General features: G+C 62.2%; 30 protein-coding genes and 1 tRNA gene. 13 read left to right on the top strand and 18 right to left on the bottom strand.

The genetic code is table 11. The features are described 5' to 3' along the window. Positions 1-70: 70 nt before the first annotated feature. Positions 71-1,696, top strand: a complete 1,626-nt coding sequence (locus tag QKW60_RS05795; RefSeq protein ID WP_282367183.1) for a divergent polysaccharide deacetylase family protein — start codon at positions 71-73, stop codon at positions 1,694-1,696. An 18-nt stretch (positions 1,697-1,714) separates the two neighbouring features. Here QKW60_RS05795 and trpE read toward each other — a convergent pair whose 3' ends face one another. From trpE to fabI, 6 genes are all read right to left on the bottom strand, one after another. After that, positions 1,715-3,226 carry an anthranilate synthase component I gene (gene trpE / locus QKW60_RS05790; protein ID WP_282367182.1) on the bottom strand — a complete coding sequence of 504 codons (1,512 nt, stop codon included), beginning with the start codon at positions 3,224-3,226 and terminating at the stop codon, positions 1,715-1,717. A gap of 10 nt (positions 3,227-3,236) precedes the next feature. Next, positions 3,237-5,090, bottom strand: coding sequence for a peptidyl-prolyl cis-trans isomerase (locus tag QKW60_RS05785; protein WP_282367181.1), 1,854 nt, complete (start codon positions 5,088-5,090; stop codon positions 3,237-3,239). Between the two features lie 72 nt (positions 5,091-5,162). Beyond that, positions 5,163-6,341 carry an aminotransferase gene (locus QKW60_RS05780; RefSeq protein ID WP_282367180.1) on the bottom strand — a complete coding sequence of 393 codons (1,179 nt, stop codon included), beginning with the start codon at positions 6,339-6,341 and terminating at the stop codon, positions 5,163-5,165. A gap of 64 nt (positions 6,342-6,405) precedes the next feature. After that, entirely contained in the window at positions 6,406-6,912 is a 507-nt protein-coding gene (gpt, locus tag QKW60_RS05775; RefSeq protein WP_282367179.1) for a xanthine phosphoribosyltransferase, read from the bottom strand. Between the two features lie 20 nt (positions 6,913-6,932). Beyond that, positions 6,933-7,538, bottom strand: a complete 606-nt coding sequence (locus QKW60_RS05770) for a LysE family translocator (protein ID WP_282367178.1) — start codon at positions 7,536-7,538, stop codon at positions 6,933-6,935. A 6-nt stretch (positions 7,539-7,544) separates the two neighbouring features. After that, positions 7,545-8,366 carry an enoyl-ACP reductase FabI gene (fabI, locus tag QKW60_RS05765; protein ID WP_282367177.1) on the bottom strand — a complete coding sequence of 274 codons (822 nt, stop codon included), beginning with the start codon at positions 8,364-8,366 and terminating at the stop codon, positions 7,545-7,547. Positions 8,367-8,508: 142 nt separating this feature from the next. On the opposite strand from fabI, the gene pdxH reads away from it, so the two are divergent. From pdxH to QKW60_RS05745, 4 genes are all read left to right on the top strand, one after another. Beyond that, a complete protein-coding gene (pdxH, locus tag QKW60_RS05760) occupies positions 8,509-9,114 on the top strand; it encodes a pyridoxamine 5'-phosphate oxidase (RefSeq protein WP_282367176.1) in 606 nt (201 codons plus the stop codon). Between the two features lie 154 nt (positions 9,115-9,268). Beyond that, the gene (locus tag QKW60_RS05755; protein ID WP_282367175.1) at positions 9,269-9,802 is read left to right on the top strand and encodes a cold-shock protein; all 534 of its coding nucleotides are present in this window, start codon (positions 9,269-9,271) and stop codon (positions 9,800-9,802) included. Next, entirely contained in the window at positions 9,718-10,266 is a 549-nt protein-coding gene (locus tag QKW60_RS05750; RefSeq protein ID WP_419762648.1) for a DUF192 domain-containing protein, read from the top strand. The genes QKW60_RS05755 and QKW60_RS05750 overlap by 85 nt, the downstream gene beginning before the upstream one ends. A gap of 46 nt (positions 10,267-10,312) precedes the next feature. Further along, positions 10,313-10,389, top strand: a tRNA-Pro gene (locus QKW60_RS05745). A 53-nt stretch (positions 10,390-10,442) separates the two neighbouring features. On the opposite strand, the gene QKW60_RS05740 is transcribed toward QKW60_RS05745, so the two are convergent. The 12 genes from QKW60_RS05740 to QKW60_RS05685 all read right to left on the bottom strand — a co-directional run bounded on the left by QKW60_RS05740 (position 10,443) and on the right by QKW60_RS05685 (position 15,785). Further along, positions 10,443-11,510 (bottom strand): tyrosine-type recombinase/integrase, encoded by a 1,068-nt coding sequence (locus QKW60_RS05740; protein ID WP_282367173.1) that lies wholly within the window; start codon positions 11,508-11,510, stop codon positions 10,443-10,445. Next, positions 11,491-11,682, bottom strand: coding sequence for a hypothetical protein (locus QKW60_RS05735; RefSeq protein WP_282367171.1), 192 nt, complete (start codon positions 11,680-11,682; stop codon positions 11,491-11,493). The genes QKW60_RS05740 and QKW60_RS05735 overlap by 20 nt, the downstream gene beginning before the upstream one ends. Continuing rightward, the gene (locus tag QKW60_RS05730; protein ID WP_282367170.1) at positions 11,679-11,921 is read right to left on the bottom strand and encodes a hypothetical protein; all 243 of its coding nucleotides are present in this window, start codon (positions 11,919-11,921) and stop codon (positions 11,679-11,681) included. Before QKW60_RS05730 ends, QKW60_RS05735 begins: the two co-directional genes overlap by 4 nt. After that, the gene (locus QKW60_RS05725) at positions 11,918-12,157 is read right to left on the bottom strand and encodes a hypothetical protein (protein ID WP_282367169.1); all 240 of its coding nucleotides are present in this window, start codon (positions 12,155-12,157) and stop codon (positions 11,918-11,920) included. The genes QKW60_RS05730 and QKW60_RS05725 overlap by 4 nt, the downstream gene beginning before the upstream one ends. Before the next feature lie 115 nt (positions 12,158-12,272). After that, positions 12,273-12,938 (bottom strand): hypothetical protein, encoded by a 666-nt coding sequence (locus QKW60_RS05720; protein WP_282367167.1) that lies wholly within the window; start codon positions 12,936-12,938, stop codon positions 12,273-12,275. After that, positions 12,938-13,624, bottom strand: coding sequence for a hypothetical protein (locus tag QKW60_RS05715; protein WP_282367165.1), 687 nt, complete (start codon positions 13,622-13,624; stop codon positions 12,938-12,940). The genes QKW60_RS05720 and QKW60_RS05715 overlap by 1 nt, the downstream gene beginning before the upstream one ends. Continuing rightward, a complete protein-coding gene (locus QKW60_RS05710) occupies positions 13,621-13,860 on the bottom strand; it encodes a hypothetical protein (RefSeq protein ID WP_282367163.1) in 240 nt (79 codons plus the stop codon). The genes QKW60_RS05715 and QKW60_RS05710 overlap by 4 nt, the downstream gene beginning before the upstream one ends. A gap of 101 nt (positions 13,861-13,961) precedes the next feature. Continuing rightward, complete coding sequence (locus tag QKW60_RS05705) at positions 13,962-14,402, bottom strand: hypothetical protein (RefSeq protein ID WP_282367162.1); 441 nt, start codon at positions 14,400-14,402, stop codon at positions 13,962-13,964. Further along, entirely contained in the window at positions 14,399-14,548 is a 150-nt protein-coding gene (locus QKW60_RS05700; RefSeq protein ID WP_282367161.1) for a hypothetical protein, read from the bottom strand. The genes QKW60_RS05705 and QKW60_RS05700 overlap by 4 nt, the downstream gene beginning before the upstream one ends. Further along, positions 14,545-14,766, bottom strand: a complete 222-nt coding sequence (locus QKW60_RS05695) for a hypothetical protein (protein WP_282367160.1) — start codon at positions 14,764-14,766, stop codon at positions 14,545-14,547. The genes QKW60_RS05700 and QKW60_RS05695 overlap by 4 nt, the downstream gene beginning before the upstream one ends. A 154-nt stretch (positions 14,767-14,920) precedes the next feature. After that, a complete protein-coding gene (locus tag QKW60_RS05690; protein ID WP_282367159.1) occupies positions 14,921-15,313 on the bottom strand; it encodes a hypothetical protein in 393 nt (130 codons plus the stop codon). 124 nt (positions 15,314-15,437) lie between these two features. Further along, positions 15,438-15,785, bottom strand: a complete 348-nt coding sequence (locus QKW60_RS05685) for a helix-turn-helix domain-containing protein (RefSeq protein ID WP_282367158.1) — start codon at positions 15,783-15,785, stop codon at positions 15,438-15,440. Between the two features lie 87 nt (positions 15,786-15,872). Here QKW60_RS05685 and QKW60_RS05680 point away from each other — a divergent pair, with 87 nt between their 5' ends. The 8 genes from QKW60_RS05680 (at position 15,873) to QKW60_RS05645 (ending at position 19,106) form a co-directional block, all read left to right on the top strand. Beyond that, on the top strand, positions 15,873-16,082 hold the full coding sequence (locus tag QKW60_RS05680) for an XRE family transcriptional regulator (RefSeq protein ID WP_282367157.1): 210 nt from the start codon (positions 15,873-15,875) through the stop codon (positions 16,080-16,082). Positions 16,083-16,156: 74 nt separating this feature from the next. After that, on the top strand, positions 16,157-16,441 hold the full coding sequence (locus QKW60_RS05675) for a hypothetical protein (protein WP_282367156.1): 285 nt from the start codon (positions 16,157-16,159) through the stop codon (positions 16,439-16,441). After that, positions 16,438-16,563 (top strand): hypothetical protein, encoded by a 126-nt coding sequence (locus QKW60_RS05670; protein WP_282367154.1) that lies wholly within the window; start codon positions 16,438-16,440, stop codon positions 16,561-16,563. Before QKW60_RS05675 ends, QKW60_RS05670 begins: the two co-directional genes overlap by 4 nt. A gap of 121 nt (positions 16,564-16,684) precedes the next feature. Beyond that, a complete protein-coding gene (locus QKW60_RS05665) occupies positions 16,685-17,011 on the top strand; it encodes a hypothetical protein (RefSeq protein WP_282367152.1) in 327 nt (108 codons plus the stop codon). A 133-nt stretch (positions 17,012-17,144) separates the two neighbouring features. Then, positions 17,145-17,627, top strand: a complete 483-nt coding sequence (locus QKW60_RS05660; protein ID WP_282367150.1) for a DUF1937 family protein — start codon at positions 17,145-17,147, stop codon at positions 17,625-17,627. Further along, on the top strand, positions 17,624-18,559 hold the full coding sequence (locus QKW60_RS05655) for a ParB/Srx family N-terminal domain-containing protein (protein ID WP_282367148.1): 936 nt from the start codon (positions 17,624-17,626) through the stop codon (positions 18,557-18,559). The genes QKW60_RS05660 and QKW60_RS05655 overlap by 4 nt, the downstream gene beginning before the upstream one ends. Next, a complete protein-coding gene (locus QKW60_RS05650) occupies positions 18,556-18,801 on the top strand; it encodes a MerR family transcriptional regulator (RefSeq protein WP_282367146.1) in 246 nt (81 codons plus the stop codon). The genes QKW60_RS05655 and QKW60_RS05650 overlap by 4 nt, the downstream gene beginning before the upstream one ends. Beyond that, the gene (locus QKW60_RS05645) at positions 18,801-19,106 is read left to right on the top strand and encodes a hypothetical protein (protein ID WP_282367144.1); all 306 of its coding nucleotides are present in this window, start codon (positions 18,801-18,803) and stop codon (positions 19,104-19,106) included. The genes QKW60_RS05650 and QKW60_RS05645 overlap by 1 nt, the downstream gene beginning before the upstream one ends. The last annotated feature ends 5 nt before the right edge of the window (positions 19,107-19,111 follow it).

The following is a 19,111-nucleotide window of genomic DNA, read 5'->3' as shown; positions in this document are numbered from 1 at the left end:
GTCAGAGCAGCGCGGCGGGGTCAAGGCAAGATGCACCCCCGACCGCAGGAATAGAACGTCGGAGGCAGGCGTGGGCAAAGGTCTGGTAAATGGAATGCTGGTCGGGTTTCTGATCAGCGGATCGGCATTGGCGATTGCGTCGCTTATGGCGCCGCCGATTGATGCGGCCCGAGAGATTGCGACCGAGGCTACCGGAGGCGGCAACGCGCCGGAAACGGAAGTGTCCGCTGAGGTTCAGTCCGAACCCGCCGCCGAGCCGGTGGTCGAGGCGGAAGCCGAAGAGGATGCGGCCGAGGCCGCTCCGACCGAGGTTGTGCCTGAACCCGAACCGGAATCGGTTGCGGCAACCGAACCAGAGACTGCGACTGCCGAGGTCGAGCAACCGGTTATTGTGGAAGCCGAAGCGGCGCCCGAGGTGCAGGACCTTCAGTTGCCTGCGGAATCTGCTGCAGAACCGTCCGTGGCGGATGCCGCCCCGGAGGTTTCCGAAGCCGCACAGGTGACGCCTGATACGCCGGTTCTGGACGGCGGCGTAGCCGTTGCCGACGAAGGCTTGCCGGAAGCGGCGCCGGCAACGGTCCCTGATGCTGTTGCGGAGAACTCCGCGACGTCGGTTGCAGCGCAGGAGCTGCCTGCTGTTGCCGAGATGCCCGAGATTGCAGATCCCGCGCCGACGACCGTGCCTGTTGCACCAGATACGCCCACGCTTGAGGGTGAATCTGTTCAGGACACCGAGGAAAAAATCATCATCGCCGCCGCGCCGGAGCCGCAAGCGACGGAACCGGTTGCCGAGCCGGTGCCAGAGCCGGATGTCGCGGACGAGTCGGCATCAGACGGACCCGTGATCCTGACAGTAGAATCGCAGCCGCTCGTCAATACGACCGCACCGCAGCCCGGTTTTTCGCAGGCTGTGCCCGGTGTTAAGATCAACCGTTTGCCGAGCATTGGCGATACAACGGAACCTGCCGCCGATGAACCCGTCGCGGACGTTGTCGCGCTTCCTTCGACAGAGGATATGCCAGCGGTCGAACGCTACGCCGCGCCGTTCGACAATCCGGATTCTCTCCCGATCATCGGCGTGGTGCTGATCGACCGGGGCGCGCAGGATGGTGGGCTTGATGCTGCGGCGATGGCCGGACTCGGTCTTCCTGTGACGGTCGCGATTGACCCGACCCGACCCGACGCTGGCGATCGGGCCGCCGCCTATCGTGCCGCCGGGCTTGAAATCGCGATCCTTGCTGCTGACCTGCCCTCGGGCGCCAAGGCTTCGGATATGGAGGTTAGCTATCAGGCTTTCGTTCAGGCGCTGCCCGAGACAGTGTCCCTGATCGGGCGGCCTGATGCCGCGTTCCAGAGCGACCGGCGTCTGGCGCAGCATCTCGTTGCCTTGCTTTCGGCTGACGGACGTGGGCTCGTGACTTATGATCGTGGTCTCAACCCGGCGCAGCAGGCGGCGTTCCGGGACGGGCTTCCTCATGCCTCTGTCTACCGGGAGCTTGATGCGGGTGGAGAAAACGCAGCCGCCATCGCCCGGTATCTGGACCGGGTCGCTTTCGAGGCGGCGCGTCAGGGTGAGATACTGGTTGCGGGAACGACCGCGCCGGCGACGGTTCAGGCGTTGAAGGACTGGGCTGCCGCAGGGGCCAAAGGAACGGTGATAGCACCGGCCTCGGCGGTAATGCTGGCCCGGCAATAGCCGGGCCGCCTTTCGGCGTCAGGAGTTGCCACGGCGGACGAAAAGCCCGGCATCCTCAGCCGCTGCCTTCAGGGCCTTTGACTTGTTGACCGTCTCCTGAAACTCGGCCTCGGGGTCGCTGTCATAGACGACACCGCCACCGGCCTGAATGTAGAGCTTTTCGTCCTTCACCACGGCAGTACGAAGCGCGATGCACATGTCCATCTCGCCATTTGCCGCAAAATAGCCGACGCCGCCGCCATAGATGCCACGCTTTTCCGGCTCCAGCTCGTCAATGATCTCCATCGCGCGGACCTTCGGCGCACCGGAAACCGTGCCAGCGGGCAGGCCCGCAAGCAGGGCTGAAAGCGCGTCATGGTCGGCGCTGAGTTCGCCCACCACGTTCGACACGATATGCATGACGTGGCTGTAGCGCTCGATGATGAATTGCTCGGTCGGATGAACCGTGCCGACCTTCGCGACCCGCCCCACATCGTTGCGGCCGAGGTCAAGCAGCATCAGATGTTCTGCCAGTTCCTTCTTGTCGGCCATGAGGTCGGCCTCATGTGCGCGATCCTCTTCCGGTGTGCGCCCGCGCGGACGTGTTCCGGCTATGGGCCGGATCGTCACCTCGCCATCGCGGACCCGCACCAGAATTTCGGGCGAACAGCCGACGATATGGAAGCCGCCGAAATTGAAGAAGGTCAGGAAAGGCGAGGGGTTGGTGCGCCGGATCGAGCGGTAGAGCGCGAAGGGCGGCAGGGTGAAATCAGCGGTCCAGCGCTGTGAGGGCACGACCTGAAAGATATCGCCGGCGCGGATGTATTCTTTCGCCTTTTCCACGGCGGCGCGGTAGCCCTCGGGCGTGAAGTTCGACTTCATCTCGCCCAGATGCGCGCTGTCGCCGAGTGAGCGGGTTTCGCCCGCAGGCGCGCGTTCCAGATCGCGGACCGCATCCATCACCCGTTCGGCGGCCTGCGCATAGGCAGCCCGCGCCGAGAGGCCCGAACTGACCCAGACCGGCGAACAGAGCGTAACTTCGCTTTTCACGGCATCCAGCACCGCGATGATCGTCGGGCGCATCAGCACAGCGTCCGGCACACCGATCGGGTCGGGGTTCACGTTCGGCAGATGCTCCACCAGACGGATCATGTCGTAGCCGAGATACCCGAAAAGCCCGGCGGCGATGGCCGGAATGCCCTCGGGCATTTCGATCCGGCTTTCGGCGATCAACGCGCGGAGCGTCTCCAGCGGATGGCCCTCAAGCGGTTCGAACGCATCCGCGTCGAACCGTGCCTGACGATTGACGCGGCTTTCGCTCCCCCGGCAATCCCAGATCACGTCAGGCTTCAGCCCGACCACGGAATAGCGCCCACGGACTTCGCCGCCGGTGACCGATTCCAGCATGAAGCTCATCGGCTGCGCTTCGGCCAGCTTCAGCATCAGCGACACCGGCGTATCGAGATCGGCGGCGAGCCGCGTGTAGACCAGTTGGTTTTCTCCCCGGGCCCAGCCCGCCTCAAAAGCCTCGTAGGAAGGAGTGAGCGCCACGGGGTCGTCCTCAGTTCAGCTGCGCGTGAACGGCGTTGATGGCCGCCGGATCGAGCCGGATGCCCGCCTCGGCCTCGATCGCATGGGTGAAGAGTTCGAACATGTCCTGGGCTACGGCCTGACCGGCCTGAGCGGTCAGGGCCTGCCGGGCGCGGGTCATGTCGTCTCCGTTCGGGTCGGCAGCATGGATGCCGGTCAGAGCGCTGACAAAAACGCGGCTGCTGCTGTCGATTACCGCAACGCCACCTTCCTTCAACTTGAAGACGGTCGTGACGACATCTGCAGGCGTGTCGGCGATATAACCGTCGCGGGCGAAATCGCCGAACCGCGTGACGATGGCGCCGGTCGCTTCCAGTGCTGCGCCGCCCTCTACCGCAGTTTTCAATTCCTCAGCCCGGGCCAGAAGCCTTGTATGGGTTTCCTGCCGGGTCCAGCCTGCAATTACGCCCTCGCGCACCTCGTCGAGCGGGCGAAGCGTGGGCGGGTCGATCCCGTCAAGGCGCAGGGCGAAGATACCGCCATCGTCAAGCGCGACGAGTGTCGGGAAGGCCTCAGCCGTGGCGGCTGCTGCCTCTTCGCGGAAAGCGGGGTAGGCGGCGATGCCCTCGTCGGTGCCCTCGCTGAATTCGATCTGACCCAGTTCCATGCCGGTTTCCGCAGCCACTTCCTCCAACGTCGCGCCAGAGGCCAGCAAGTCCTCAATCCCGTCGCTCTGATCGGCGACAAGTCGACGGGCGCGGTCGACCGAGGCTTCGGCAGCAAGATCCTCGCGGGCATCCTCGAACGGGACTTCCTTGGCTTCCAGGATGCCGTTCATCGCGAAAAGTGCCGGCCCGAGATCGGAGGCGAACGGGCCGACAACGCCGGGCGTATCCAGCGCGAAAATCGCCGCGCCGGCCGCGCCGAGATCGGCTTCAGCGACTTCGCCGAGATCAATATCGGCGAGTGTCAGCCCACGCTCGGCGGCAAGGCCCTCGAATGTCACCTCACCGGAATCGAGACGCGCCTTGGCGGCGGTGGCGGTTTCCTCATCCGGATAGACGAGGCGTTCCACCAGCCGCAATTCCGGCGTGAAATATTCGTCGATGCGGTCCTGATAGGCGGCCTTCAGCGCCTCTTCGTCCAGTTCCACCTTGTCAGCCAGCATTTCGGGCGAAAGCCAGACATAGCTGATGCGGCGCGCTTCCGGTTTGGTGAAATCTTCGGGATGGGCGTCGTAATAGGCCTTCATCTCATCGTCGGTCGGGGCGGGTACCGGTTCGGACAGATCCGACGCGGTCAGTTCCGCCAGCGAGAAGCTGCGCGTTTCGGTCAACCAGCTTGCGATGCTTTCGACATAGCTGCCGGGGGCTGTCGCGGCGCCGAGAACGGCGCTCTGCAACAGAGTCCGTGCGGCTTCATCGCGCAGCTTGGTTTCAAACTCGGCCTCGCTCAGTCCTTCCTGACGCAGGGCCAGCGCATAGGTGTCACGGTCGAACTCACCGCTCAGGCCCTTGAAGGCCTCGACCGCCAGCACCCGGTCACGGACGGTAGAGTCACCGACAGAAATGCCGATCTTGTCTGCTTCGTTTTCCAGCGCGACCGAGCCGATGATGCGGGCCTGCACATCCCGGTCGATCCCGAGTGACTGGGCCTGTTCAAAGCTGAGCGGCTGGCCGATCTGCCCTGACAGAGCGCGGATCTCGCTTTGCAGCGCGCGGGCGTAATCACGCAGGTCGATGTCCCGATCTCCGACCGAACCGATGGAACGGACCGAACCGCCGAAATTCGTGGCCCCGAAGCCGCCGAGGCCGAGGATCAGCATCCCCATGAGGATCCAGATGATCGTGTTTCCGCGCTTCTTGCTGCGCAGCGGGCTCGACATGGGCGCTTCCCTCCCGAAAGACCTGTTCTGGGGGTGTTTAGGCCAGCCCGTGGGGCGGGGCAAGGGTATGCGTCAGCTCTGCCACTCGGCGAAACGGGCAATCAACCGGGCGATGTCGTCAACTCCGATATTTGCGAACGCGATCCGGACCTCACGTTCCCCGCGTGCATCGCCCTCGGGGCGGAACATCGTGCCGGGCAAAAGCAGAATACCCGCCTCGCGCACCAGCCTTTTGGCCAGTTCGGGCGAGGGCAGGGGATGGGGGTGCTCCGCATAGGCGAAGAATGCGCCGCAGCCGAGAAGTTTCCAGCCGGGAAGCTGCGCGAACCCCTCGGTCATCGCCCTGCGGCGGGTGAGGATTTCGTCCCGTTCGCCCGCAACCCATTGCGTGAGGTTCCGCATCCCCCAGAGCGCACCGATCTGTCCAAGCTGGCTGGGGCAGATTGCGACGCAGTCGAGGAACTTCTCGGCCTCGCTCAGACGCGCGGCATCGGCAACGATGGCGCCGACCCTGTGGCCGGTCAGGCGGTAGGCCTTGGAAAAGGAATAGAGGTGGATCAGCGTGCCGCGCCAGTCGGGGTCAGCGAAAAGATCATGCGGTGCGCCGGTCCGGGCATCGAAATCGCGGTAGGTCTCGTCAAGGATCAACGCGATGCCCTTCGCCTTGGCCAATTCAAAGAAGGCGCGGACCGTTTCGGCGGGGTATTCCACTCCACCGGGATTGTTAGTGGTCACAAGGACTATGGCGCGGGTGCGAGGGGTGATCAGCGCCGCCGCTTCGTCCGGATCGGGGATGAGACCCGGGCCGGTTGGTAACGGAACGGCACCGACGCCCTGCATATCGAGCCACATTTTATGGTTGAAATACCATGGCGTTGGCAGAAGAACTTCATCCCCCGATGCCGCGAGGGTCGTGATCACCGTGCAGAAGGCCTGATTGCAGCCCTGAGTGATCGCGACCTCAGCGGGCGCAATCGCCCCGCCATAGGCAATGGACCATTGCGCCGCGACCTCGGCCCGCAACTCCGGCAGGCCGAGAACGGGGCCGTAAAGATGCGCTTCGGGCTGGTTCAGCGCGGCATCTGCCAATGCCTGCCTCAAACCCTCGGGTGGGGCTTCCATCGGGGCCGCCTGCGAGACGTTGATGAGCGGTCGTTCGGGTGGGAAGGTCACGCCCTCCAGCCAGCGCCGAGCCTCCATCACCGGCGGCAGGAAGGTCGCGCGGATATCCGGGTTCAGAGGCAGGACCATGGACACTCCTTTGGCCGCGTGGCGGCTTCAGCTTTTCGGAAATACTCCCGCGGGACCCATTCAGTCAGTCCGACCCGCGATAGGGCTGGACATATTGCAGCGCCATGTCCCAGGGGAAGAAGATCCAGGTGTCCTGGCTGACCTCGGTGATATAGGTGTCGACCATGCCGCGCCCTTCGGGCTTGGCATAGACGGTCGCGAAATGCGCCTTTGGATAAAGATTGCGCACCAGTTCAAGCGTCTTTCCTGTGTCGACGAGGTCATCGACAATCAGAACGCCTTCACCCTGATCGCCCATGATATCGGTCTGCGGTGCCTTGATAAGGCGCGGCTGGCTCTGGTCCTGATGGTTGTAGGATTTGACGGAGACGGTATCGACGACGCGGATGTCCAACTCGCGGCTGACGATCATCGCGGGCGCCATGCCACCGCGCGTGATCGCGACGACGGCCCGCCAGTCGCCGTTTTCCGGCCCCTTGCCATCCAGCCGCCATGCGAGCGCACGGGCATCGCGGTGGATCTGGTCCCAGGAGACGTGGAACCCTTTTTCATGCGGCAGCCGGTCTGTCATCTTTTTCCTTTCCTTGTCTGTCAGGTCGCCACGCGGACGGCGAGTGCGCCCAGGACGACGGCCGCGACGCGGTCAAGCTGGGCCTTGGCCTTCAGATAGGCCGCGCGCGCAGGCGCAGTTGTCAGCATCAGCGCCATCACGGTGTACCAGATGATCTCAAGCGCGAAATGATTGAAAAGTATCTGCGCTTGCATAGCATGGGGTATTTCCTGTGGCAGGATCGTCGCGAAGATCGCGGCAATGAAGACGACGGCCTTGGGGTTGGCAAGGTTTGTGAGAAATCCCAACGCAAAGCCCTTTGGCCCGCGTGGCGGGGCAACGCCAATAGGCCGGTCAGCGTGCCGCCAGAGCGAAAGGGCCAGCCAGATCAGATAAGCTGCACCGGCGATCTTGATTGTCAGATAAGCGGCGGGAACCGCCTGAAACAGGATATTGATCCCGGCCATAGCGGTCAGCGACCAAAGCACGGCCATCGTCGCGAGCCCAAAGCCGGTCGCCATCGCCTGCCGCCGTCCGCCGGCGACAGAGGCGCGGATCATAACGATGAAGGCGGGGCCGGGGCTGGCGAGCGCGCCGAGAATGGCGAGGTTGAAGGCCAGTGTTACCTCGGGCCAGTCCGCCACCATACGTTGTTACTCCTTGCGCCCCGTAACCGCGTCGATATCGGGTGCATCCACGGCCTTCATGCCCACGACATGATAGCCGCAATCGACATGGTGCGTTTCGCCCGTAACGCCGGAACCGAGATCGGACAGGAGGTAAAGCGCCGATTTGCCGACGTCGTCCTGATTGACGTTTCGGCGCAGCGGCGAGTTCAGCTCGTTCCACTTCAGGATATAGCGGAAATCGCCGATGCCGCTTGCCGCCAGCGTCTTGATCGGTCCGGCCGAGATCGCGTTGCAGCGGATACCGTCCTTGCCGAGGTCTTCGGCGATGTAGCGGACGGAAGCTTCGAGCGCGGCCTTCGCGACACCCATCACATTATAATGCGGCATCACCCGTTCCGCCCCGTAATAGGTGAGCGTGAGAAGGCTGCCGCCATCTGGCATCATCGCCGCCGCTCGCTGACAGACGGCGGTAAAGGAATAGACCGAAATATCCATCGTCATGCGGAAGTTCTCGATCCCGGTGTCGACATAACGGCCCCGAAGTTCGTTCTTGTCGGAAAAGCCGATCGCGTGGACGACGAAATCCAGTTTGCCCCAGACTTTTTGCAGATGCGCGAAAAGCGCGTCGAGGGATGCCGAATCCGACACATCGCATTCGACCAGCTCGGTCGCACCAATCTGTGCGGCCAGCGGCTCCACCCGCTTCTTCAACGCTTCGCCCTGATAGGAAAACGCCAGCTCGGCGCCGTGTTCTGCACAGGCCTTGGCAATTCCCCAGGCAATCGACTTGTCGTTTGCCAAACCCATAATCAGGCCGCGTTTCCCGGCCATCAATTCGGTCGCCATTTCCGTCCCCGTGCCACTTTCTTACTGATTGCGGAACCATTAGGCTAACTTCGGACGCGCATCAAGGGCAGCGCGCCCGTCTGATGCGCGAGTGGTGATGCCGACTCGCAATCACAGGGCGAATGAGTGGACAGGAGATGAAATGGGGGACAGGACGGGTATCTTTGCGGGAACCGATCCCTTTGCCATTGCGCGCGACTGGCTCGCCGAGGCGGTGCCCGTCGAACCCAACGATCCCAATGCCATAGCACTCGCAACCGTCGATGAGGACGGTTTGCCGAATGCGCGAATGGTGTTGCTGAAAGAGATTGAGGCCGACGCGTTTCTCTTTTACACAAACTATGGTTCGGCCAAGGGGCGAGAAATCGCCACTACCGGCAAGGCGGCTTTCGTGATGCACTGGAAGTCGCTGCGTCGGCAGATCCGTGTAAGGGGTGTAACCGGTCGCGAAGAGGGGCCGCAGGCGGATGAGTATTTCGCCTCGCGGTCATTGCAGAGTCGGCTGGGCGCCTGGGCGTCACATCAGTCGGAACCGCTTACCTCTCGTGGCGCGTTGTTGGCCGAGGTAGCACGAGTAACCGCGTCAAAGGGCATGTCGCCTGAACGTCCGCCATTCTGGGGTGGTATCAGGCTAAAGCCGTTGGAGATCGAATTCTGGGCCGATGGAGCGTTTCGCCTACACGATCGTTTCCGGTGGCGTCGAAATACGCTCAATGACGGGTGGGTCGTGACGCGATTGAATCCTTGATGGGAATGATTGGTGAATGGATTGTTAATAATCTGTTAATGGTTGCGAAATTGCCGACAAATTGTCGGATTATGAGTGCTAGTGTTCGAAGACATGCTTGAAACCGCCGCCCCCTGAACTGCATTGTGGGGGCGCCGGAAATGGGAAACGGACGATGCAAGAAGAACAACAGGACCAGCACGAGGTCACCGGCCGCGTGAAATGGTTCGACCCCACGAAGGGATTCGGATTCATCGTTGCCGACGAGAGCGGTGGTGACATCCTTTTGCATGCCAACGTCCTTCGAAACTTCGGTCAGAGTTCGGTCGCCGACAACGCGCGCATAACGGTGATGGTTCAAAAGACGGCCCGGGGCGCTCAGGCCATCGAAGTCCGTGAGATTCTGCCGCCCGAAGATGAAGGCGCGCCGCCCATACAGGACCTTGGTGAGGCGGATGCCGAGGTCATCGCGGGACTGCCGCTCGAACCGGCACGCGTGAAATGGTTCGACAAAACAAAAGGTTTTGGGTTTGCCAATGTCTATGGCAGGCCAGAAGACGTGTTCATCCACATCGAAGTGCTTCGCCGGTCGGGTTTTGCCGATCTGCAACCCGGAGAGGCGGTGTGCCTTCGCGTGATGGATGGAAAACGCGGGCGAATGGCTGCTCAGGTTGTGTCGTGGGACGCTGCGTTGCGGGTTCACAAGTGATCCGTACAGCCGCTGCCGTTTTTCTGGCCATATCAGGCGGAACGTCCGTTTCGGCCGGGTGCTCTGAAACTGCGGCTGAATTCCGCTGGGACGGGGGAGGTGTCCGATTCGCAGTAGAGATTGCTGACGACGACGCCGAACGTGCCCGCGGGCTAATGTTTCGCGAAAGCCTCCCAATCGGTGCTGGGATGCTTTTTGTTTACGAAAAGCCGCAGAAGGTCGCCTTCTGGATGAAGAATACCCTCATTCCGTTGGATATGATCTTTATCGGCCCGGACGGGCGGGTGAATGGTGTCCATGCGAATGCCGTGCCTGGCGACTTGACCGGCATTCCCGGACCAGATGACACGCTTATGGTCTTGGAGATAAAAGGCGGGCTCGCCGCGCGGCTGGGACTTGAGGAAGGTGCCGAGTTGCGCCACCCGGCTTTGAACCAAACCGTCGCCCTTTGGCCGTGCTCCTGACCTTGCCCCTTTTCCTTCCGCGCGGGAGCCGTTAGAGACGACATGTCGGGGCGTAGCGCAGCCTGGTAGCGCGACGGTTTTGGGTACCGTAGGTCGGAAGTTCGAATCTTCTCGCCCCGACCAGCACTTAGCGGCAAATTGTCAGGCCCGTTTTACACTTCATTTTACAGATTCGTTCACGCTTTCCCCTTGGCGGTCGCCAGTTTGACCGCAACGCTATCCGACATTTCCGGTGACAATGCGGCATATCGCTCGATCACTTCGGCGGCGTGCTTCAGACTCCATCCCATGACAGTCGCAATTTCCTTCATCGTCGCATCGGCCATCAGGAGGCGTGTCGCGGCGGTGCCTCTGGCGTCATAGAGGCGCAGTTCCGGTCGGATATGCAGCTTGTCGCGCCATGTGCTGACGGCGTCGCCGAGGTAGTTTTCGTGCTGGTAGGGCTGGCCTGAGCGATTGACGATGAACCTGTCCTGGTTGGCGGGGGTCGCCTCGATCAGTTCGGCCATGCGCTTGGTCACGGGGATCGAGGCGAGCCGCTTCCGCTTCGCAGTCCAGATCACGATGCGCTGTCCGCCCGGCGTTGGGTGGATGTGCGATCGGCCGAGCTGCGCGAGATCGCCGGGGCGCAGGCCGGTTTCCGTCGCAGCGATCAGGATGCGGCCGATATGTTCAGGGGCGCCCTTGATGAACGTGTCGATCTCATCGTCGGTCCAGAGGACGTTGGAACGGTTCGATCTATAAATACCGCGCAGGCGGGTAAGGTTGTTCTGCCGCAGCATGCTGCGATCGACCGCCCAACCGACGATTCTCTGCAGGTGGCGCATGCGATCGTCGCCCACCTTGCCGCCGATCTCATCGCGCCACTTCAGGACGACGCCACGGATGCGCGGATCGTCGAAGATCGCGCGTGGCCCGCCTCCGAACTTCTTGTCGATGCCGGACTTCGGATGGAAGATGGAGCCCCTGATATCGGACTGCGATCGGGCGCTGAGCCGGGTGAAGTCCTGCGATGCCAGGAAGGCGATGGTGATCTCGCGAAAGAGGCCGCGGGCCTTCTCTGCCACCGGCCGCGCGGATGACAGGGCGGCCAGATATTCAGGCGATCCGATGCCGAAGGCCATGCCGTCGTTCCAGAAGGGGACGGAGCCCCGCCCGCGTGAGGCGTAGTGGTATTCCCTCACCGTGCCGTCTGCCAGCTTTCTCTTGACCCGGTGAATGCCCTTAATGGGGACGCTGGCCATCTTGTTGGAACCACTTGTCGACATCCGATTCTTCCCCATCACTTTGCATCACCTTGTCCGCTTCGACAAACGCGATGCCGAACCGGGTCTGGACCGCCACCTTTCCAACCGCCTCGGCCGCGCGGATCGCACGCTTCAGCTCGGCCTCCGTGAAGGTAGCGCGGCGGTTCATGGCGTCGTTTCCAGATCAGCTGCCCGCAGGAAGTCCCTGAAGCGGCCGATCAGCGCGTTCTTCGCGGCCTGTTCTGATGGCGCATGGCCGCTGGCGGCCGGGCCGAGCTCGGTCAGGAACAGGCGCCACTCCCATTGTGCGCCGCGCGCGGGTGGAAAGACGGCGCCGACGTTGACGCTGCCACTCTTCAGAAGGTGACGTCCGCCGGCGTAGGATGGGGCTTCGAAGTAGAGGCTCATCGCTCAGCGATCCTCCGTTCGAACGCTGGCCAATGGTGGACGCGAGCCTCTGCCACCGCCCGGGTAATGATCTGCCTGCGGGTCAGTTTGACCATGCCGGTGCCGCCGCAGTTGTTGCAGGGGATCTGGCCAAATTCGATCGGAACCGGTCCACCACACGCCTCGAACAACGCCTCGCGCTGCAGCTCGCAGGCCGGGCAGGGGTCGTGGTTGCCGTGCAGGGTGAAGTCCGGCATCGATCATCAACGGCCCCTGAACCATTTCAGCAGCCACACGACCACGGCGACCAGAACAAAAGCCGCCAATGTCATGAGCCATACTTCGGGGTCAGAGCGGGGGTGGTCGAGAAAGTCAGTCATCGCCAGCCTCCATCTGATCGATATTCCCGCGATGAACGGTGAAGCTGATTGCGGCGACCCACGGATTCGCATCCCATGCGTCGGGGCCGTGGATGCTGTTCCATAGCCGCGAAAAGTCTTGTCTGCGCGACCACGAAGCGGCGCGCGGAGCATCTTCCATTGTAACGGCATCCCCCCCCTCCGCCCGCGCATCATCCTCGCTAATCTCCTGCAACCGCTGCACCCGAACGTCCGTGACGAGAAGGGTGAGGCGAGACGCCCAGCGGGGCATGTGGATCGGGGAGCGAAGACGGCCATGGCCAGTCCTGACGCTGTCGGCGGGATACCCAATCAGGCCCTGCGACGGACCCGTAGCAATTTCCCTCGGCTTGAGGTGATCGAAGTTCACCCAGGTACGCCACGCTTCTTTCACCCAAAGCCGGTCGCCGGGGGCGTAGGGGACAAAGCGATAGCGACGAAACATGTCGAGCGTGATCCATTCCCCACGCTCGTAGTCCTGCCATCCATAGTTGGTCGGATCGTTCTTGTTGTCGTACCTTCCGCCGCAAAACTCTGGCAGTGCGCCGCGATCTTTGACGATCCGCCGCGTTTGCGTTTTGCGCCCGTCGAGCAGGGCTCGCACCATCGGGGCAGAAAAGATTATCGGTCGGTCAAACATCACTCTGCAGCCTCTCTGATTTTTTCTGGCGCCGGTGCCCACTGTCTGGCTGCGGCAGTCATCATGCCCACGAATGAACGGCTGCGGATCTTGGCGCGGTCTGGACCCGGCGGGGCGCGGTGTACCTTGTTCCAGCGTTTCCATTCATCGCTGCCGCGCTCCGGTTCGGGGAGCCGGTTTGTCTCGGTCAGCTCGGGAAGCCCGCGCAGATACCAGCCCGTGGCCTTGTAGGCGGGTTCGCCGAACCAGAAGGGCTGCACTATCTGAGGGACTGGAAGGTCGGCTGGCATGCGTGCCTTCGCCAGATCATTCATCTCGGGGTTCTCGATCGCGACGCAGTCGATCGATGCCGACCAGCATGCCGTGAAGATGGAAATGCCAAGCTCAAACTCGGCCTTCAGGTCTTCCCATGAACGGCCGTTGGGTAGCTTCTTCGGCCGTGTCCATTGCCCCGGGCCTGACATCCACCGCCGACCGGATCGGCAGAGGCGGGTGCAGGGCGGGTGCATGACTGCCAACAGATCCCAGCCTTTATCGAGGATGCCGTCACGGATATCGCAGACGATGTGGCGGTTTGAACCATCCTCGGCCGGTTCCAGATCGCAGGACCAGACGTCATGTCCGAGGGCCGCAAAGGCCCGGCGGGCGATGCCTGAAGTCTCACAGCCGATCAGGATGCGCTTCACGGGAACATCTTTCCGACGGCCCAATGAAGGATGCCTGTCCAGAAAACGACCGCGAACGGGATGATGAAAATGAACGCCGCACCGTGCGGCAGGGTTGAGCGCGGCGGGGTGCCCAGCCCCCGCGCATGCCCGGCCATCTTTTCAGGTCCCTTGTTGTCGCGCAGGGTGCGCCGTCCGCCCTTGCGGCTGGCCTGCGGGGCGTTGATGGGTCGGGCGGTGAAAGTGATGCGCGGCATGGCTCAGCGATCTCCGTTCAGATCGGCGATGGCCTCGCCTGCGCAGAGGATCAGGCCGCAGAGGATGAGTACTGCCATGGCGGGGATAAGGGTGGCGGCGATCATGCTGCCGCTTCCTTTGTCCGAAACATCATCTCGACCCGCCGCCCGGCAGCGATAGCGCGCTGATCCTGAGAGTGCAGCCTGACCGTCTCGGCGGCCTCGCGAAGAACCTCGTCGCTGCAATCCTTCAGCTCGTGCAGGACGATCAGTTCCGCCGCGCCCACATGGGCAGCTCGGTCAACGGCAAGTTTTGCCTTCGCGGCCCAGCAGTTCACGGCTTCTGCGGCATCGATGCCGTGTGCCACAATTCCGAGAAGTTGAACCTCGAACGCGCCCCGGCCGGGCTGCCCTTCCGTTTCCGGGTAGTGCCAATCGCCGCCCGTCTCGATGACAGCGTTCTGAAACAGCTCAACACGGTCTTTGCCGGAAGTCTTCGTCGCCATTTGGGCAGAGAAAACCGCGACCCGCTCGATGTTGGTCATGGTGCGTTCATGGCTCATGTCAAAACTCCTGAGAGAAGGGCCAGCACGAAACCCCCGACAACCAGCCCGGCGCCAAGACCCGGGCGGGCGTGAATGGCCTGGCCTCCGGAAAGGGCAGCACCGACCATCAAAAGGCCACCGGTGAAGATCGCACCGCCGATCATGATGCGCCCCCCAGCTGAAATGCCACCAGCGCCGGGATGGCGTGGTCGGCGATGAGGGATGCGGCGAGAATGGCGGCGGCCATGAGGGCGAGAAGGGTGGGGATGGCGCGGCGGTCGCGTTGGACCCAGTCCACAAGCGCCGCCAGCATGCCGTTATCGTCGCCGCCATGGCCGCGGGGCGCGGACAGGTCCGTGAGTGTGGGTGTCAGCCGATCCATCTGCGCCTCCATCGGGTTTCGATGGAGAGGCACTATATAGGCTGAAAAGCCTACGTCAATCTCAAAGTAGGCATAAAAGCCTACTCAGTCTTTATGGGTCGTGCATACTTTGGTGGTTCGGTCGCGGTCTCGGTCTCGGTCATACGATATCCATTCAGTTTTCGCGGCGATCGATCTTGTCCAGTGCCTCATTCATCAAGCGGTACCAAGTCTGTTCCAGAAAGTCGGCCTGAAGGCAGCTAGGGTTCAGCTTGGCAACTGTGTAGGTCAGCGTCCAACTTACTGTGAGACTCTTGGCCGCCTCTGCCTGTTCGCCCGTGATCCAGGCGACGATTCCGGGATGCAGTGTCGCTGCTGCTTTCTCAGCTTCCGCCGCGATCCGATCTTGCCTGTTCGAGTACGAGCAGGCGTCGGCTATGCCAAGGAATTCCGCCCACTTTTGGGAGGCTTCCTTGTGGATCGATTCGTAGCTTTCTTGTGCGATCGCGGTCGCTGACCACAGGCTGGCTGTGACCATCGCGACCAGCAGGCGCGGCGTACATGTCATGAGGTTACTCCAAATTCCAATTCTTGCCGGATAAGCGCCCAGCGAAAGTCAACCATACGGCGAATTTTCAGATTCTATAATCACTGAGTAAGGGAATTTTTTAGAATGACCGACGCCGGAATTATCATCCTTCTTCGCCAGATTCTTGCGGAGGAAGATCCAGCCCTGCAGCAACGCCTTGTACGAATCCTAGAACTTGGCGGCGGAGGTGATCGGGTAAGAGCGCTGTCAGCCGGATTATCTCGCGTTCCTCCGGGGTCAGATCCGGCTTCATGAATTGATCGACGGTCGTTCCGAGCGCGGCACAAATCTTCTTTGCTGTGTCCATGCGTGGATTTTGGACCGTCCCCGCGAGAAGCTTTCGGACTGTGCTGTTTGCTAGTCCAGCTTTAACGGCCAGACCTGCCTCAGTCAGGTCTGGGTCGTTGTCTATCACCCACTTCAGTCGGTCTGCAAAAGTACGATCATTCATAGACTTAAAGTGCAACAGGGGTTCGAACGAGAAAATCGGATTAAAATATCTTGAGCATGTAGGCTTTTTGGCCTATCACTATCTGCCATGGAGCAGTTTCTTTCCGAAGTAGAGGTCTATGCCGAGGCGTGCGGGGTGCAGCCGACGACCGTCGTGCAGCGCGCAACAGGTGCGTCCGGCTCTGCCTGGTCGAAGTGGAAGTCTGGTCGTGGTTCTTGCTCGCTCGCCACCGCTGATCGCATCCGCGCCTACATTGCCGAGCATCCGCCCCTGAAAACACAGGAGGACGCAGCATGAACGCCACGTCCCCCCGGTCCTTCCAGCTACCAAAACACCACTCACGGGTAAACGGTAGCAGGGGATCGTCTGAAATGTCTTTCAGAAAATCGCGGGGGGCGCTGAGCCCGGTTGAGGCCGAGCGGGCATGGTTTGCCGGGCTTCTGTGGAAGGCGTTTCCAGAGGCGGTCAGCGAGAACGAGCTGGCCGAGATCGCGGCCGAGGTCCTGACGAAGGATCACCGTCCGGTGACGTCCCGCACGGTCAAGAACTGGATTGCCTGCGAGAACACGCCGCATTTCCGCTATGTGCTGGCCGTCATCGCGCTGGTCGGCGCTGAAGCGGTCTTTCAGGTCATAGATCCGGAGGCGGCAGCATGAAGCTCCTGTGGCGCGCCGCTGCCCGTTATTACGCTGTCCGCGCAAAGCGCGCCCGCGCAAGGGCGGATCGCTTTGCTTTGCTGTCGGAAAAGTTTTTCGCCCGCATCAAGGGGGTCTGGTGATGGGCGGTGCAAGAATCCTCAGCGCGTTGCGCCGGATGCGGGCCGGGACGCTTTCCCGGGATTACCTCCCTGTTGGACTTGGGGCCGGTTTCGGCCGGCCCCCTTTTTCAGCGGAGGCATCATGACAAACGTCACGACAAAAGCGTCGGTCCTGCGCCCATCCGAGCGACTTCGGGTGCAGTTGGCCTCCGGAACCGTCCGGATGACTGTCGACCGCGCCTTCGTGGAGGGAATTCTGGCCGAGATTGCTGCGCTGGAGAGCGTGCGTCTGGATGAATTCAAGACGCAGACCATAGCCCGGTCGCGCGAACATCTCGACGCCGCGCGGCGCCTGAATGAAAAGACCGAGATCCATCTGCGCCGGTCGATCCGCACGCTTATGCTGTCGCTGGTCCTGACCCTGATCTCCGCCGGGCTATTCTGGCACGCGCTGGCCGGAGGTTTCTGATGAATTCGCATTGCAATCCGCCCAACGTCCCGACCCAAGTCCTGACGAAACCTGACGGGCGGTCACTTGGCGCGGCGGTTCCGTACCTCGGTCGTCGCGCCCTTTTTCATTCCGGCATGACGCGGGGTTCGGCATGAACCCGCTTCAGAGCCAAACCCCGGACTGGCAGGCACTGGCCCGGATCGCGCGTGAGAAAGCCCTCTTAGTTCGCTTCGGCGAGACGGACGAATCGGTCGCGGCGCTGGCCTCGGGCCTCGTCTATCTCGCGACGCCCTATTCGAAGGTTACCCTCGATGATCGCGGCAACTGGTCGTTCCACGCCTCGGCCGATGCGATGGAGCGCGCTTCGCGTGTCTCCGCCCGGCTTGCCAAGCTCGGGATCACCGCAGTGTCGCCGATCGTGATGGCAGCCGACATGTGCCACACCGACGCGACCCTTGACCCGCTCGATGCCGATTTCTGGACCCGGTGGTGCGCACCGATCCTCGCGGCGTCGCGATCGGTTGTCGTGCCATCGATTCCAGGTTGGGACCAGTCGGTCGGCATCTGGCACGAGGTGCGGGAAGCGATTGGCCGGAACAGGACGGTGCATGTTTATGCGGGGGTTTCAGTATGAGCGATCTTCGGTCCATCGATGTCGATCATCGCCGGTACCTGCCGCCGGAGGATGTTCGGGCGGGCGCGGTGCCAGAATTGCGCTGGCTCGACATCGACACTCTCAGGGTCGATGACAGTTTCCAGCGCCCGCTCGGCAAGTCGAACTGGGCGGCGATCGACAAGATCGCCAAGGGGTTCAATTGGTCGATGTTCACGCCGGTCGTGGTGGCCCCGATTGTCGGTGGCCTCTATTCGCTGATAGATGGTCAGCACCGGACCCATGCGGCGAAGATAGCCGGGTTCACCCAAGTGCCGGCCATGATCGTTATGACGGCCGAGGCCGGTCAGGCGGCGGCCTTTGCGGCGATCAACGGTTCAGTGATCCGCATGACCGCGCCAAATATCTACAAGGCGGCATTAGCGGCGAATGTGGATTGGGCGGTTCGATCGCGTGACGCAGTCGAGGCGGCCGGATGCCGACTTCTGACCTACAATCCAAGCAGGACAACGCTGCGGGTCGGATCGCTGAATTGCATCATGGAGATCCGGCGGCATGTCGAGGCGGGGCGGTCGGCGATGATCACCGCCGCGCTCGATGCGGTCAGGTCCCAACCTGGGGTGACTGTCAATCATTTCGCGGTGAGAGTTCTTGTTCCGTGGTTCTATGCGCTGATCGAGGTCGGACCCGGCACGCTCGATGCGGACCTTCGGACCTTCTGCGCCGCGCATGACCTGTTGAAAATTCTCGATGCGATGACCGTCGTCGCCAAACGTCCCGACTATGTGGGTAAATCACCGCGTGAGCTGGCGAAGGCGACGCTCGTGACGCTTTTGCGTCGCCACCTGTCCGACGGCACGACCCCTCTCGCGGTCTCTGGCGAGGCGGCGATTGCAGAGCAAATGGCGGCCGTGGCCGCGCGTGAGCGCAAAGCCATGAGGGCTGTAACATGACCGCCCACATCTGGTTCTATGAACGCCTGACCCTCGGACGCTGGTCGCCCGTGACGCAGCCAGACCGGCCTGGAACGAAAACAGTTGGCGGGCGGCAACGATTGGTCACCGTCAACGGCCTGCGGTCTGAGATCCGCCACCTGACAGAGGTTCCGGCCTTTCTTCAGCACCTGAGCCTTTCGCAGCTGGCCGAGGTCTACGGCGATCGCGGATCAGTCCGGACCACCTCGGGAGCGCGGTGATGAACGAGGGGCAGATGACTATGGCCGATCATGTCTTCGCAGAAGCGATGGCGGCCTATGCGGTCAACCCCTGCAGCGATCAGAAGCGCCAGAACCTGATGCTTGCCTGCGCCCGCGATGTGCGGGGCCATCTTTCGGACATACCGGCGATCAGTCGGCTTGCCCTGAATTTCGACGTTCTCACCACCTTGGCGCCGGGACCGGCACGCGGGTCGGAGATGTTCGATTTGAAGCGGAACCTCGCACGGTTCCACGAATGGCGGCTTGGCCGCGCACAAGAGGCGCTGAAACGCCAGCAAGACTGAGACGA

The sequence above is a fragment of the Albidovulum aestuarii genome, assembly GCF_029961185.1.
GTDB classification, from domain to species: domain Bacteria; phylum Pseudomonadota; class Alphaproteobacteria; order Rhodobacterales; family Rhodobacteraceae; genus Albidovulum; species Albidovulum aestuarii.
This window is presented reverse-complemented; position numbering and strand designations above follow the sequence as displayed.

Bases quoted from the DNA above. Each gene is read 5' to 3' on its own strand.
- QKW60_RS05785 (WP_282367181.1), bottom strand. From the start codon at position 5,090: ATGTCGAGCCCGCTGCGCAGCAAGAAGCGCGGAAACACGATCATCTGG.
- QKW60_RS05780 (WP_282367180.1), bottom strand. From the start codon at position 6,341: ATGGTCCTGCCTCTGAACCCGGATATCCGCGCGACCTTCCTGCCGCCG.
- gpt (WP_282367179.1), bottom strand. From the start codon at position 6,912: ATGACAGACCGGCTGCCGCATGAAAAAGGGTTCCACGTCTCCTGGGAC.
- QKW60_RS05770 (WP_282367178.1), bottom strand. From the start codon at position 7,538: ATGGTGGCGGACTGGCCCGAGGTAACACTGGCCTTCAACCTCGCCATT.
- fabI (WP_282367177.1), bottom strand. From the start codon at position 8,366: ATGGCGACCGAATTGATGGCCGGGAAACGCGGCCTGATTATGGGTTTG.
- pdxH (WP_282367176.1), top strand. From the start codon at position 8,509: ATGGGGGACAGGACGGGTATCTTTGCGGGAACCGATCCCTTTGCCATT.
- QKW60_RS05755 (WP_282367175.1), top strand. From the start codon at position 9,269: ATGCAAGAAGAACAACAGGACCAGCACGAGGTCACCGGCCGCGTGAAA.
- QKW60_RS05740 (WP_282367173.1), bottom strand. From the start codon at position 11,510: ATGGCCAGCGTCCCCATTAAGGGCATTCACCGGGTCAAGAGAAAGCTG.
- QKW60_RS05735 (WP_282367171.1), bottom strand. From the start codon at position 11,682: ATGAACCGCCGCGCTACCTTCACGGAGGCCGAGCTGAAGCGTGCGATC.
- QKW60_RS05730 (WP_282367170.1), bottom strand. From the start codon at position 11,921: ATGAGCCTCTACTTCGAAGCCCCATCCTACGCCGGCGGACGTCACCTT.
- QKW60_RS05725 (WP_282367169.1), bottom strand. From the start codon at position 12,157: ATGCCGGACTTCACCCTGCACGGCAACCACGACCCCTGCCCGGCCTGC.
- QKW60_RS05720 (WP_282367167.1), bottom strand. From the start codon at position 12,938: ATGTTTGACCGACCGATAATCTTTTCTGCCCCGATGGTGCGAGCCCTG.
- QKW60_RS05710 (WP_282367163.1), bottom strand. From the start codon at position 13,860: ATGCCGCGCATCACTTTCACCGCCCGACCCATCAACGCCCCGCAGGCC.
- QKW60_RS05705 (WP_282367162.1), bottom strand. From the start codon at position 14,402: ATGAGCCATGAACGCACCATGACCAACATCGAGCGGGTCGCGGTTTTC.
- QKW60_RS05700 (WP_282367161.1), bottom strand. From the start codon at position 14,548: ATGATCGGCGGTGCGATCTTCACCGGTGGCCTTTTGATGGTCGGTGCT.
- QKW60_RS05695 (WP_282367160.1), bottom strand. From the start codon at position 14,766: ATGGATCGGCTGACACCCACACTCACGGACCTGTCCGCGCCCCGCGGC.
- QKW60_RS05690 (WP_282367159.1), bottom strand. From the start codon at position 15,313: ATGACATGTACGCCGCGCCTGCTGGTCGCGATGGTCACAGCCAGCCTG.
- QKW60_RS05685 (WP_282367158.1), bottom strand. From the start codon at position 15,785: ATGAATGATCGTACTTTTGCAGACCGACTGAAGTGGGTGATAGACAAC.
- QKW60_RS05680 (WP_282367157.1), top strand. From the start codon at position 15,873: ATGGAGCAGTTTCTTTCCGAAGTAGAGGTCTATGCCGAGGCGTGCGGG.
- QKW60_RS05675 (WP_282367156.1), top strand. From the start codon at position 16,157: ATGTCTTTCAGAAAATCGCGGGGGGCGCTGAGCCCGGTTGAGGCCGAG.
- QKW60_RS05670 (WP_282367154.1), top strand. From the start codon at position 16,438: ATGAAGCTCCTGTGGCGCGCCGCTGCCCGTTATTACGCTGTCCGCGCA.
- QKW60_RS05665 (WP_282367152.1), top strand. From the start codon at position 16,685: ATGACAAACGTCACGACAAAAGCGTCGGTCCTGCGCCCATCCGAGCGA.
- QKW60_RS05660 (WP_282367150.1), top strand. From the start codon at position 17,145: ATGAACCCGCTTCAGAGCCAAACCCCGGACTGGCAGGCACTGGCCCGG.
- QKW60_RS05655 (WP_282367148.1), top strand. From the start codon at position 17,624: ATGAGCGATCTTCGGTCCATCGATGTCGATCATCGCCGGTACCTGCCG.
- QKW60_RS05650 (WP_282367146.1), top strand. From the start codon at position 18,556: ATGACCGCCCACATCTGGTTCTATGAACGCCTGACCCTCGGACGCTGG.
- QKW60_RS05645 (WP_282367144.1), top strand. From the start codon at position 18,801: ATGAACGAGGGGCAGATGACTATGGCCGATCATGTCTTCGCAGAAGCG.